This is a genomic window from Rahnella sp. AN3-3W3 (assembly GCF_003263545.1).
Classification (GTDB): domain Bacteria; phylum Pseudomonadota; class Gammaproteobacteria; order Enterobacterales; family Enterobacteriaceae; genus Rahnella; species Rahnella variigena.
Map to the genome: position 1 here is coordinate 1 of NZ_JYDG01000002.1, position 13,023 is coordinate 13,023.

Sequence of the window (13,023 nt, forward strand, 5' to 3'; positions counted from 1 at the left end):
CACTCGCTTCTGCTTTTAATGGCAGAGCACCTGCGGCAAGAGCCACGCCGGAGGCTTGCAGGAACGAGCGACGACTGAGTGACATATCTTCTCCATGAAAACAAAATCAGGAACTGTGTAGAATCCGCCGCCATCAATGGCAGCGGGAAAAATGGCATCAACTGAATTTTATTTTTTTGCGGCGGCTTCGCGCTGCGCCACTTCGGCATCCAGCTCAGCAATTTTGTCCGCCATGATCTGACGGCAATGCTCGGACAACTCACGCAGGCGCTCTTTGGTATAACCGCTGGTGTCAATTGGCGGCAGCATCTCAACAATCACCAGACCGTTTGACCAGCGATTTAACTTCACCTTGTTACTGGTGTTCGATACGCAGATCGGCACAATCGGCACACCGGCAGCAATGGCAGCATGGAAAGCGCCGGTTTTGAATGGCATCAGGCCACGGCCACGGCTGCGGGTCCCTTCCGGGAACATCCAGATCGACAGATTCTTTTTCTTAATCTGGGTCACGACCTGAGAAATGGTACCGTGCGCTTTGGCGCGATTATCACGGTCAATCAGCAGGTTGCCCGTCAGCCAGTAAAGCTGACCAAAGAACGGGATCCAGGCCAGGCTTTTCTTGCCGACGGTCACCGTTCCTGGCATGACGACGGACGAAGCCGTCACCATGTCATAATTGTTCTGATGGTTGGCAATATAAATACAGTTGCCGTTATTCACTGCTTCTGCAGGAATACGTTGTTCTACACGAAGGCCAAATACGGGTGCCAGACGACCAAACAGCTTACCGAAAGTCGACACATGTTTCGGGTTCCGCGGACTGAAAAGACAATAAATACAACCAAAAACAGAGACCAGAATCGAGTAAACCACCACGATAATCAGACGCAAAATAAATAACATAACATCCTCTTAAAACTACAGCCGAAGCCAGTAAGAAACCTGTGCAGTTTCGCTCCCTGTGAGGTGAACTATTCTCAAGCCTCATTCAGCAGGGCACAACGGTTTTATTGATACAAATGTAAAATCTTTGCACTGCACAACAGTCTCAGGCCGCTGCAACCCTCTCAAACGAGTTCAGGGCACAAATGTGCCCTGTCTGTTAAGAAGTTACAGCCATTTTATTCTTCGCTGTCACCACCACCGGTGCGCACAGGCGCATCGACTTCAACCCGATCGATACGTTGCAGCCCGCGTGGCAGCAGGGTTCCCTTGCGGCCACGTTCAGCACGGAATTTCTGCAAATCTTCCGGACGCAGAACCAGCTTACGTTTACCCACGTGCAGGGTAACTGATGTTTGCGGTGGCAACACCAGCAGCCATTGTAGTTTATCTTCACCACTTGCTGCTTGCGCAGAAGGGATTGAAACAATTTTGTTACCTTTGCCTTTCGACAACTGAGGCAAATCAGCCACCGGGAACATCAGCATCCGGCCCGCGGCAGTGATCGACAGCAACATATCATCAGCGCCATGCAACTCCATTGGCGGGAACGCTTTCGCATTTTCCGGCAAGGTGATCATGGCTTTACCGGCACGATTGCGCGCCACTAAATCATTGAAGGTACAGACGAAACCGTAACCGGCATCGGAAGCCATCAGTAACTTCTGATCGTCGGCAGCCATCAGCACGTGTTCAATGGTCGCGCCCGGCGGCGGCGTCAGTTTACCGGTCAGTGGTTCACCCTGACCGCGCGCCGATGGCAACGTGGTCGGATCCAGCGCATAACTGCGCCCGGTGGAATCCATAAACACCACCGGCTGATTGCTCTTGCCTTTCGCTGCAGCACGGAAACTGTCGCCGGCTTTGTAGCTCAGGCCGGAAGCATCAATGTCATGACCTTTAGCACTGCGCACCCAGCCAGATTCGGACAACACAATCGTGACCGGCTCAGACGGAATGAAATCGTGCTCGCTCATCGCTTTAGCTTCTTCGCGTTCAGTGATCGGCGAACGACGCTCGTCACCAAAGGCTTCAGCATCAGCCTGAATTTCTTTGCGGATCAGTGTGCTGAGTTTGCGTTCAGAGGCCAGCAGCGCCTGCAGCTGATCGCGCTCTTTCGCCAGTTCATCCTGCTCACCGCGGATCTTGGTTTCTTCGAGTTTCGCCAAATGACGTAATTTCAACTCGAGAATCGCTTCTGCCTGAGTATCTGACAGCTCAAAACGCTGCATAAGCACCGGTTTTGGCTCGTCTTCGCTACGGATGATGTGAATGACTTCATCTATATTCAGGAACGCCGTCAGCAAACCTTCGAGGATATGCAGGCGTTTCAGCACTTTATCAAGGCGGTAGTTCAGACGACGGCGTACGGTATCGCGACGATAAACCAGCCATTCGGTCAGAATTTCCAGCAGCCCTTTCACCTGCGGACGGTGATCGAGGCCGATCATATTCATGTTGATGCGGTAGCTGCGTTCCAGATCGGTGGTCGCGAACAGGTGATTCATCACCTGATCAAGGTCGATACGGTTAGAACGCGGAACCACCACCAGACGCGTCGGGTTCTCGTGATCGGATTCGTCACGCAGATCTTCGACCATCGGCAGCTTTTTGGCACGCATCTGGTTGGCAATTTGCTCCAGCACTTTCGCACCGGACACCTGATGCGGTAACGCGGTGATCACCGCGCTGCCGTCTTCTTTGTGCCAGACCGCACGCATACGCACCGAGCCTTTGCCCGATTCGTACATTTTGCGGATTTCATTGCGTGGCGTAATGATTTCGGCTTCGGTCGGGAAATCTGGCCCCTGAACGAATTCCAGCAAATCTTCCAGCGAGCTGTTCGGTTTTTCCAGCAACGCGACCGCAGCGGCAGCCACTTCACGGATGTTATGCGGCGGAATATCCGTCGCCATCCCGACCGCAATGCCGGTGGTGCCATTGAGCAGAATATTCGGCAGACGCGCAGGCAGCATTTTCGGCTCCTGCATAGTGCCATCAAAGTTCGGCACGTAATCGACCGTCCCCTGCCCTAATTCACGTAACAGAACGTCGGCATATTTCGACAGACGCGATTCGGTATAACGCATCGCAGCAAATGATTTCGGATCATCCGGCGCACCCCAGTTCCCTTGCCCGTCAACCAGCGGATAACGGTAAGAGAAAGGCTGCGCCATCAGCACCATCGCTTCATAACAGGCGCTGTCGCCGTGCGGATGGTATTTACCCAGCACGTCACCGACGGTACGCGCGGATTTTTTGAATTTGGCGTTATTACTCAGGCCCAGCTCGGACATCGCATAAATAATACGGCGCTGTACCGGCTTGAGCCCGTCACCGATAAACGGCAGCGCGCGGTCCATGATGACGTACATGGAATAGTTGAGATAGGCGTTCTCAGTAAACGTGTGCAGGGCTAAACGCTCTGTTCCGTCATGAGTCATTTCGCTCATTGATGTTTAATCCTCAGACCCGTGGCGTTATCGTTTTGGAAATTAAGGAAGCTTGCACCCGCTGGCGCATAATAAGGCGGCGTACACGAGGCAATGATGTCCGCGATAGTACATCATCTGCCGTATGGCTGTCACAGTTGCTGTGTTTATGCCTTCTTTTTAAACAATTATTCCGCAATAAAATGGCTCAATTGCCGTGCTGTTTCTTCCATTATTGCATCTGAGTCAATAGTCTTGTGCGCGATATCACATTTTTCTGCGGGACAGAGTTAAGTACACTACGTGATAACAGCCTGACCACCAGAATTCTATTTAAGGGAACTCCATGAGCAATATCCTGATTATCAATGCCGGCAAAACATTTGCCCATTCCAAAGGCGCACTGAACAACAGCCTGACTGAAGTCGCAACCAGCTTCCTGCGTGATAAAGGCCACGACGTGCGTGTGACCGTGCTGGAAGACGGTTATGACGTGCAAACCGAAATCGAAAGCTATCTGTGGGCAGATGCCATTATTTATCAGCAGCCGGGCTGGTGGATGGGGATGCCATGGACACTGAAAAAATACATCGATGAAGTGTTCACTGAAGGCCACGGCAAACTGTACGCCAGCGATGGACGTACCCGTTCTGATGAATCGAAAAAATACGGTTCCGGTGGCCTGCTGCATGGCAAGTGCTACATGCTGTCAGTAACCTGGAACGCACCTCTGGAAGCGTTCGAAGATAAAGAACAGTTCTTCCACGGCGTTGGCGTTGATGGCGTTTATCTGGCACAACACAAAGCCAACCAGTTTATCGGCCTCGATACGCTGCCGACCTTTATGTGTAACGACGTGATTAAACAGCCTGATGTGGAAGGTGATTTTGCGCGCTACCGTGCTCACCTTGAAAATGTATTCGGTCAGGCTTAAGGTTTAAGGTCACCCGGGAAAGAGGTTTTTTATGATCACTGTTATTGCTGAAATCAAAGTAAAACCAGGCCGTCGCGATTCGGTTATGGAAAAAATCATCGCCCTGCTGCCGGACGTTCAGGCAGAAAAAGGCTGCCACCGTTACGAGCCTTACGTTGATTTCAACGGGCAGATCCCGTGGCGTAAAACCGTACCTGATTCCATCTTTATGCTGGAAGACTGGGAAAGCCTGGCGCATCTCGAAGCGCATCAGCAGGCTGAACATATGGACAAGCACCGCGAAAACATCAAAGCCGACGTGCTGGATGTGGTGATCCATATTATTGAGAAAGCGTAGTCGTAAGACCAGCGCAGTTCAGAAAACAAAAATGCCGGAGCTGTGAAGCGTCCGGCATTTTTTATGGGTGCAGCGAAATTAAAAGGTTCAGACGTCCAGTTCGGCAGTGTCGCCTTTTTCCTGCAACCAGTTACGGCGATCTTCTGAACGCTTCTTGGCCAGCAACATATCCATCATGCGCAGTGTCTGATCGATATCCTCTTCATCGATTGTCAGTTGCACCAGACGACGGGTATTCGGATCCAGCGTGGTTTCGCGCAGTTGGAGCGGGTTCATTTCACCCAGACCTTTAAAGCGCTGTACGTTCGGTTTGCCTTTCTTGCGTTTCAGCTGATCCAGCACGCCTTCTTTTTCCTGCTCATCCAGCGCGTAGAACACTTCTTTGCCCAGATCGATACGGTATAAAGGCGGCATCGCCACATATACATGACCGCCGCGCACCAGGGACCGGAAGTGACGGACAAACAATGCGCACAGCAGCGTGGCGATATGTAAGCCGTCGGAGTCCGCATCCGCAAGGATACAGATTTTGCCGTAACGTAGCTGGGTCAGATCTTCGCTGTCCGGATCGATACCGATCGCCACGGAAATGTCATGCACTTCCTGCGAAGCCAGCACTTCATCAGAAGAGACTTCCCACGTGTTTAAGATCTTACCTTTGAGCGGCATGATCGCCTGATATTCACGATCACGTGCCTGTTTGGCAGAACCGCCTGCGGAATCCCCTTCCACCAGGAAAAGTTCGGTCATGTTCAGATCCTGCGAGGTACAGTCTGCCAGTTTGCCCGGCAGCGCAGGGCCGCTGGTCAGTTTCTTACGCACGACTTTTTTCGCTGCGCGCAGACGACGCTGAGCGCTGGAAATGCACAGTTCAGCCAGCTGTTCTGCCGCCTGAACGTTCTGGTTCAGCCACAGACTGAACGCATCTTTCACCACGCCGGAAACAAACGCTGCACACTGGCGCGAAGACAGACGTTCTTTGGTTTGACCGGCGAATTGCGGATCCTGCATTTTCACTGACAGCACATAGGCGCAGCGTTCCCAGATATCTTCAGCAGACAGTTTCACGCCGCGCGGCAGGATATTGCGGAACTCGCAGAACTCACGCATGGCGTCGAGCAGCCCCTGACGCAGACCGTTGACGTGCGTACCGCCCTGCATGGTCGGGATCAGGTTGACATAGCTTTCAGTCAGCAGTTCGCCGCCTTCCGGCAGCCACAACAGCGCCCAGTCTACGGCTTCCGTATCACCGGCAAAATTACCGACAAAGGCTTTTTCAGGCAGAGTGATCAGGCCGTTGACGGCTTCCATCAGGTAGTCAGTCAGACCGTCTTCATAACACCAGCGTTGCTCGGTGTTATTCACTTTGTCTTTGAACAGAATTTCTACGCCAGGACACAGTACGGCTTTGGCTTTCAGCAAATGGCTGAGGCGGCTGACCGAAAAACGCGGGCTGTCGAAGAAGCTGCCATCTGGCCAGAAATGTACGCTGGTTCCGGTATTGCGTTTACCGCAGGTGCCGGTCACGTGCAAATCCTGCACTTTATCGCCGTTTTCAAACGCCATTTCATACACTTCGCCGCCGCGTTTTACCGCCACTTCGACACGCTTAGACAAGGCGTTGACCACCGAGATCCCTACGCCGTGCAGGCCGCCGGAAAACTGGTAGTTTTTATTCGAGAATTTACCGCCTGCGTGCAGACGGCAGAAAATCAGTTCAACTGCCGGGACGCCTTCTTCTGCGTGGATATCCACGGGCATACCACGGCCATCATCGATGACTTCCAGAGACTGGTCTTCGTGAAGGATCACTTCGATGCGTTTCGCGTGACCGGCTAATGCCTCATCCACGCTGTTATCAATAACTTCCTGGCCGAGATGGTTTGGCCGGGTGGTATCGGTATACATGCCCGGACGGCGGCGCACCGGTTCGAGTCCGCTGAGGACCTCTATGGAATCCGCGTTATAAGTTGATTGGCTCATCGTTGATTATTCGTGGCTCATAGGTTTGTGGGCTAACGATACAGTATTTGGGCGGGTATCAGCACTGGCAGCAAGCAGACGCGATTAATCCGGGGATAAAATCACCCTGACGATGTTAGTCTGCGGCCAGCTCAAGGAAATCTACAATCGGCGAAAAATAACGCTCAAAGCCGACAAATGCATGATTTCCTTCGGGTTCGACCGTCTGGCGACAGGTGGTGTAATACGCCACAGCCTGACGGTAATCGAGAATTTCATCGCCCGTTTGCTGCAGCAACCAGAGTAAATCCGGTGACTCCAGCGGTTCGACCTGCATCACTTTCAGATCGTAAACGTGGCGTGACTCTAACACATATTGTTGTCCGGTGTAGGGGTTCTCGTTTTGCCCGAGGAAGTCGATCAGCAGCTCATACGGCTTCACCGCAGGGTTCACCACCACCGCAGGCACGGCAAAACATTGCGACAACCAGGTCGCGTAATACCCGCCCAGCGACGAGCCGACAATCCCCAGTTTTTTACCCGCATTGCTGATCACCAGACTCTCAAGTTGTTCGGCCGCATCGGCCGGATAAGGCGGTAACTGCGGGACAACCATATCAATATGGGGATGATTGACCGCCAGCCAGTTTTTCAACGCCGTCGCTTTCGCCGAGTTGGGAGAACTGTTGAATCCGTGCAGGTAAAGTAAGGTGTTCATTCGTAGCCGTCCGACTCCGTGTCAGGATGAAACTCGCTGGTTTCCAGACGGAAGACTTCAGTCTCCACGCGGCCATCCGGATACAAATCGAGATAGCGCCAGCCCGGCGCAACAGTATCAATCGTGAAATTCGTGCAATGCGGTTTGAACTGTACGCAGGTTGACGGCGTCGCGTAAAGACGACGGCCATACCAGTCGAGATCCAGCTCCTGATGAATATGTCCGCACAAAAGCGTATTCACTTTCGGGTAATTCACCAGCGTGTTCGCCAGCATATGCGCATTGCGCAGGCTGTGCTGATCCAGCCACGTACAGCCGGAAGGCAGCGGATGATGATGGAGCATCAGCAATGTAAAACGATCCGGATAAGCATCCAGGCAGCGCACCAGCCATTCCAGCTGATATTCGCTCAGCTCGCCGTGAGGCACGCCGAAGACCTGTGTATCGAGCAGGACAATCTGCCAGTGTTCACCGAGAAGAACATGCTTGGAAGGGCTAATACCCGCATCCTGCAAGGCATTGACCATCGCCGGCTGGAAATCATGGTTGCCGGGCAGCCAGACGCAAGGCGCCGTCAGTTCACCGATGCCGCGCGCAAACTGATGGTAGGCTTCCACGGACTGATCCTGCGCCAGGTCACCGGTTGCCGCGATAATATCGACGTCGCGCTGCTGGGCTTTGATTGCGTCCAGCACTGCGCGATAGCTGTTAAACGTATTCACGCCCAACAACGTTTCATCTTCACCGGCAAAGAGATGGGTATCAGTAATTTGTAGAATCCTGACTTTGGCCCCATTCACCAAAGGCAATGTAAACAGGCTTTCCAAATCGTTTCCTTTGTTGTTGAAGTCTGTCTAACAAACCGGAATTGCCATCGCTCCATGCGCAAGGCAATAACGCAGCCAGTCCGCCAGGAACTGGTTAATTTGATGCTTTTCATCACGCTGATGCAACTTTTTATTCGGGTAATCATAGCGTGCTTTGAAACGAAAGATCTGCTGACTTGCACACACTTCAGCCACCATCGCATCGTGATACAGGCGAACAGTGAGCGAAGGCAGACTCCAGTAACTGACAGCCGGCGCCGTCTGTTTGATTTCCACTAGCGAGGTATAACGCGTTGATTCGAGGATCGTCAGGCAATACGTCGCGCTACTCACCTGATATGTCACGGTTTCACCAGGCTCATCGGTGCGTGGCATTAAACGGCGCAATTGTGCAAAATTAGTTTCGCACAATCTCATCATTTCAGGGAAATCAGGGGTATAGCGCTTAATCATTAGTTGGCCCACTCTTTTCTCAGGGATTCATGGTGCAGCTGCAGCCATTGCAGGGCAATCACTGACGCCGCATTGTCTATCGCTCCTTCTTCCACCCAGCGGTAAGCCTGTTCGCGGCTGACCACATGTACCCGGATGTCTTCATTCTCTGCTTCCAGACCGTGAATTCCTTCTGCCGTCGTGGCATCGACTTCACCGACCATAATGGAAAGACGCTCGCTGGTTCCGCCCGGACTTGCCAGGTAATTCAGAGCCGGTTTGCAACGCTTCACCACAATGTTCGCTTCCTCGAGTGCTTCGCGGCGGGCGACATCTTCGACTGTCTCGCCTTCTTCAATGATACCGGCGACCATCTCCAGAAGCCAAGGGGTATCACTTGAATCCAGTGCGGGGATACGGATCTGCTCAATCAACACAACTTCATCCCGTTGCGGATCATAAGGTAATAGTACGGCGGCATGTCCGCGCTCGAAAACTTCGCGCACAACTTCCCCGCTCATTTCCCCATTAAACAGCCGATGGCGAAACCGATATGCAATAATAGAAAAAAAACCTTTATATCGCGTCTCACGTGCAATAATTTCTACATCATCTTTACCGAAAGTAACCGGTGACCGTTTAAATGAAGACATGGAATGTTTCCTTAATGCCTCTTAAAGGTAATTTATCGCCCTTTGAGGTCAATTTGATGAAAATGCGTTAATAATAATCAAGGTTGTTTGTGATAGATTTAGGCTCATTCAGTCGGGAAGGCACGTTAAGCCAACCGCCCCGCTAGCCTGACTCTGCTAGAATCCGCGTCTATTGGTAATTTGACTGCGCCACCATACATAACAACATTGCTGCACAACAAGGAATGCAAATGAAGAAACTGCTCCCCCTTCTCATCGGACTCAGCCTGGGCGGCTTCAGTACGATAAGCCAGGCCGAAAACCTGATGCAGGTCTATCAGCAAGCCAGGACAAGTAACCCGGACCTGCGCAAATCTGCTGCTGACCGGGATGCTGCATTCGAAAAAATCAACGAAAGCCGCAGTCCTTTATTACCGCAACTCGGATTGGGTGCGGATTATGGATATACCAATGGCTACCGTGATGCCAATGGCGTTAACAGCGATGTTGGCAGCGCCAGCCTGCAATTAACGCAGACCATTTTTGATATGTCAAAATGGCGCGCCCTGACTTTGCAGGAAAAAACTGCCGGTATTCAGGATGTGTCATATCAGACTGATCAGCAATCATTGATCCTGAATTCCGCAACGGCTTATTTCAACGTTTTGAGTGCGATCGATTCACTCTCTTATACCGAAGCGCAGAAACAGGCAATTTACCGTCAGCTGGATCAAACCACTCAGCGTTTTAACGTGGGTCTGGTTGCGATTACCGATGTGCAGAATGCCCGTTCACAATACGACACCGTATTGGCTAACGAAGTGACTGCCCGTAATAACCTGGATAACGCACTGGAATCCCTGCGTCAGGTGACCGGTATGTATTATCCGCAACTGTCTTCCCTGAATGTCGACAACTTCAACACTACGCGTCCGCAACCGGTCGCGACGCTGTTGAAAGAAGCAGAAAGCCGCAACCTGAGCTTACTGTCTGCGCGTCTGTCACAGGATCTGGCACGTGAGCAAATCCGTTATGCGGAAACCGGCCACATGCCAACGGTGGATCTGACTGCCTCTACCGGCATCAGCAACACCAAGTATCACGGCGACAAAACCGGTGGTTCTTCAAGCTACCAGGATGCCGATGCTGGCCAGAACAAAATTGGTCTGAGCTTCTCCCTGCCACTGTACAGCGGCGGTTCTGTGACCTCACAGGTCAAACAAGCTCAGTACAACTTCGTTGGCGCCAGCGAACAACTGGAAAGCGCGCACCGCAGCGTTGTTCAGACCGTTCGCTCTTCCTTCAACAACATCTCTGCCTCAATCAGCAGCATCAACGCGTATAAACAAGCCGTTGTTTCTGCTCAGAGTTCTTTAGATGCGATGGAAGCCGGTTATCAGGTGGGTACACGTACCATCGTTGATGTGCTGGATGCGACCACCACCTTGTATAACGCTAAACAACAGCTTTCCAGCGCACGTTACACGTACCTGATCAACCAGCTGAACATCAAGTCAGCGCTGGGTACACTGAACGAAAGCGACCTGCTGGCACTGAACGGTGCTCTGGGTAAACCGGTTCCGACAGCGCCTGATCAGGTTGCGCCTGAAACGCCAGACCAGGATGCAGCGGCAGACGGTTACGGTAACAAGACTGCAGCAGCACCTGCACCACGCGCTCAGCAAGCCAGTGCAACGACCTCTGCTAACACCACCAGGAAAAGCGGCAATCCTTTCCAGAACTGATCCTGAAAAGTCCCTCCGCATTTTCCCTAAGGCAGCCTGAAAAGGCTGCTTTTTTTTGCCTGTATCACGCCGCTCTGTAAAGTCTCGTAACAATTGCCTGTCGCTGCTTTAACATTAACCAACTTTCCCCTATTCTTAGGCCCTACTGGGAAAGGGCGAAAAAGCCCTACACATGGGATAAGAACGATGAAACGGACACAACAAGTCAACTTAGCTACCTTCCGTAAATCATGGCGTAGCTCTCGAATCACTCCTGTCGCTCTGGCAGTCAGTGCGGTCTTTATGCTGGCCGGCTGCGAGAAAACCGACGAAACAGTTTCTCTGTATCAGAATGCGGACGACTGCTCGAAAGCCAACCCGTCTGGCAGCGCGCAATGTGTCGCCGCTTACGATGCCGCTAAACAGGAAGCCGCAAAAACCGCGCCAAAATATGCCAGCCGTGAAGACTGTATCGCTGAGTTTGGCGAAGGCCAGTGTACTCAGGCTCCGGCGCAGGCGGGCGTGGCCACGGCTGAAAACCAGAGCAGCGGCGGCAGCATGTGGATGCCACTGATGGCGGGCTACATGATGGGACGCATGATGGGCGGCGGCGGCTACGCGCAACAGCCTCTGTTCAGTTCAAAAAATCCGGCCAGCCCGGCGAACGGCAAATTCGTCGATGCGACCGGTAAAAACTACGGCCCTGCCACTGCGGGCGGACGTACCATGAACGTACCGAAAACAGCGATGGCACCAAAACCTGCCGTCACCAACACCATCACCCGTGGCGGTTTCGGCGACAGCGTAGCCAAACAAACCTCGATGCAGCGCAGCTCTACCGCAGCGACACGCAGCCCTGGCCGCAGCATGGGTGGCTAAGAGAATCAGATGAAACGTTTAGCCATTAATGAGCGTCCGGACTGGCGCGAAAAAGCCACGGAGTTTGGCTTCAACTTTCACACCATGTATGGCGAGCCGTACTGGTGTGAAGATGCGTATTACCAGTTCACACTGGCGCAGATTGAAGAGATCGAAGACGCCACCGCCGACATTCACCAGATGTGCCTGAAAGTGGTTGAGCGCGTGGTGAACGACGACAAACTGATGGCGAAATTCCAGATCCCAAAGCACGTCTGGGACTTTGTCCGCAGTTCATGGCGCACGCAACAACCTTCGCTGTATTCACGTCTGGATCTGGCCTACGACGGTGTCAATCCGCCTAAACTGTTGGAAAATAACGCCGACACGCCGACATCTTTGTACGAAGCGGCCTTCTTCCAGTGGCTGTGGCTGGAAGATCAAATCGCGGCTGGCAACCTGACTCAGGATGCTGACCAGTACAACAGTTTGCAGGAAAAGCTGATCGAGCGTTTTGCTGAGCTGAAAAATCAGCACGGTTTTTCGCTGCTGCACATCGCCTGCTGCCAGGACACTGAAGAAGATCGCGGTACGGTGCAATATTTGCAGGACTGCGCGCTGGAAGCTGAACTGGCCAGTGAATTCCTGTTCATCGAGGAAATCGGTCTGGGCGAACGCGGACAATTCACTGACACGCAGGATCAGGTGATTTCTAACCTGTTCAAGCTATATCCGTGGGAATTCATGTTCCGCGAAGTGTTTGCCACCAAACTGGAAGACGCGGGTGTCCGCTGGCTGGAACCGGCCTGGAAAGCGATTCTGTCGAATAAAGCCCTGCTTCCGTTGCTGTGGGAAATGTTCCCGGATCACCCGAATCTGTTACCGGCTTATTTCGCCGAAGACCCGCATCCGGAGCTGGATCACTACGTTGTGAAACCGCTGTTTTCACGCGAAGGCGCTAACATAAAAGTGATCGAAAAAGGTCAGGAAGTGGCGAGCGTTGAAGGCCCATATGGCGCTGAAGGCATGATTGTGCAGCAGTTCCATCCGTTGCCGGTGTTTGAAGGCAGTTACACGCTGATCGGCAGCTGGCTGGTCAACGATCAGCCTTGTGGGATCGGCATCCGTGAAGATAAAGCGCTGATCACGCAGGATCTGTCACGTTTTTATCCGCATACCATTGTCGGATAAAAAAACTAAAAAAGGATAATGAGATTTTTCA

At 52.5% G+C, this 13,023-nt stretch carries 13 protein-coding genes; 5 read left to right on the forward strand and 8 right to left on the reverse strand.

The window, feature by feature from the left end; all coding sequences use genetic code 11:
* From UC15_RS00950 to parC, 3 genes are all read right to left on the reverse strand, one after another.
* On the reverse strand, nt 1-85 hold an 85-nt coding region (locus UC15_RS00950), incomplete at its 3' end, for a twin-arginine translocation signal domain-containing protein (protein ID WP_157960952.1).
* 83 nt (nt 86-168) lie between these two features.
* A complete protein-coding gene (locus UC15_RS00955) occupies nt 169-906 on the reverse strand; it encodes a 1-acylglycerol-3-phosphate O-acyltransferase (RefSeq protein WP_112286706.1) in 738 nt (245 codons plus the stop codon).
* A gap of 218 nt (nt 907-1,124) precedes the next feature.
* A complete protein-coding gene (gene parC / locus UC15_RS00960) occupies nt 1,125-3,398 on the reverse strand; it encodes a DNA topoisomerase IV subunit A (protein ID WP_112286707.1) in 2,274 nt (757 codons plus the stop codon).
* A gap of 325 nt (nt 3,399-3,723) precedes the next feature.
* On the opposite strand from parC, the gene UC15_RS00965 reads away from it, so the two are divergent.
* On the forward strand, nt 3,724-4,311 hold the full coding sequence (locus UC15_RS00965; protein ID WP_112286708.1) for an NAD(P)H-dependent oxidoreductase: 588 nt from the start codon (nt 3,724-3,726) through the stop codon (nt 4,309-4,311).
* 31 nt (nt 4,312-4,342) lie between these two features.
* Nucleotides 4,343-4,648, forward strand: a complete 306-nt coding sequence (locus UC15_RS00970) for a putative quinol monooxygenase (RefSeq protein WP_112286709.1) — start codon at nt 4,343-4,345, stop codon at nt 4,646-4,648.
* A gap of 87 nt (nt 4,649-4,735) precedes the next feature.
* Here the strand turns inward: UC15_RS00970 and parE are convergent, their stop codons facing one another.
* The 5 genes from parE to nudF all read right to left on the reverse strand — a co-directional run bounded on the left by parE (nt 4,736) and on the right by nudF (nt 9,240).
* Entirely contained in the window at nt 4,736-6,631 is a 1,896-nt protein-coding gene (parE, locus tag UC15_RS00975; RefSeq protein WP_112286710.1) for a DNA topoisomerase IV subunit B, read from the reverse strand.
* A gap of 115 nt (nt 6,632-6,746) precedes the next feature.
* Nucleotides 6,747-7,328, reverse strand: coding sequence for an esterase YqiA (gene yqiA / locus UC15_RS00980; RefSeq protein ID WP_112286711.1), 582 nt, complete (start codon nt 7,326-7,328; stop codon nt 6,747-6,749).
* Complete coding sequence (cpdA, locus tag UC15_RS00985; protein ID WP_112286712.1) at nt 7,325-8,155, reverse strand: 3',5'-cyclic-AMP phosphodiesterase; 831 nt, start codon at nt 8,153-8,155, stop codon at nt 7,325-7,327. Before cpdA ends, yqiA begins: the two co-directional genes overlap by 4 nt.
* A 27-nt stretch (nt 8,156-8,182) precedes the next feature.
* Complete coding sequence (locus tag UC15_RS00990; RefSeq protein ID WP_095923552.1) at nt 8,183-8,608, reverse strand: DUF1249 family protein; 426 nt, start codon at nt 8,606-8,608, stop codon at nt 8,183-8,185.
* Nucleotides 8,608-9,240 (reverse strand): ADP-ribose diphosphatase, encoded by a 633-nt coding sequence (gene nudF, locus UC15_RS00995; RefSeq protein ID WP_112286713.1) that lies wholly within the window; start codon nt 9,238-9,240, stop codon nt 8,608-8,610. Before nudF ends, UC15_RS00990 begins: the two co-directional genes overlap by 1 nt.
* Nucleotides 9,241-9,464: 224 nt before the next feature.
* Here nudF and tolC point away from each other — a divergent pair, with 224 nt between their 5' ends.
* The 3 genes from tolC to UC15_RS01010 all read left to right on the forward strand — a co-directional run bounded on the left by tolC (nt 9,465) and on the right by UC15_RS01010 (nt 12,992).
* Nucleotides 9,465-10,964: an outer membrane channel protein TolC gene (gene tolC / locus UC15_RS01000; protein ID WP_276320306.1), complete on the forward strand. Its 1,500-nt coding sequence runs from the start codon at nt 9,465-9,467 to the stop codon at nt 10,962-10,964.
* Between the two features lie 186 nt (nt 10,965-11,150).
* Nucleotides 11,151-11,822: a DUF1190 family protein gene (locus UC15_RS01005; RefSeq protein WP_112286715.1), complete on the forward strand. Its 672-nt coding sequence runs from the start codon at nt 11,151-11,153 to the stop codon at nt 11,820-11,822.
* A 9-nt stretch (nt 11,823-11,831) separates the two neighbouring features.
* Nucleotides 11,832-12,992: a glutathionylspermidine synthase family protein gene (locus tag UC15_RS01010; RefSeq protein WP_112286716.1), complete on the forward strand. Its 1,161-nt coding sequence runs from the start codon at nt 11,832-11,834 to the stop codon at nt 12,990-12,992.
* Nucleotides 12,993-13,023: the final 31 nt, after the last annotated feature.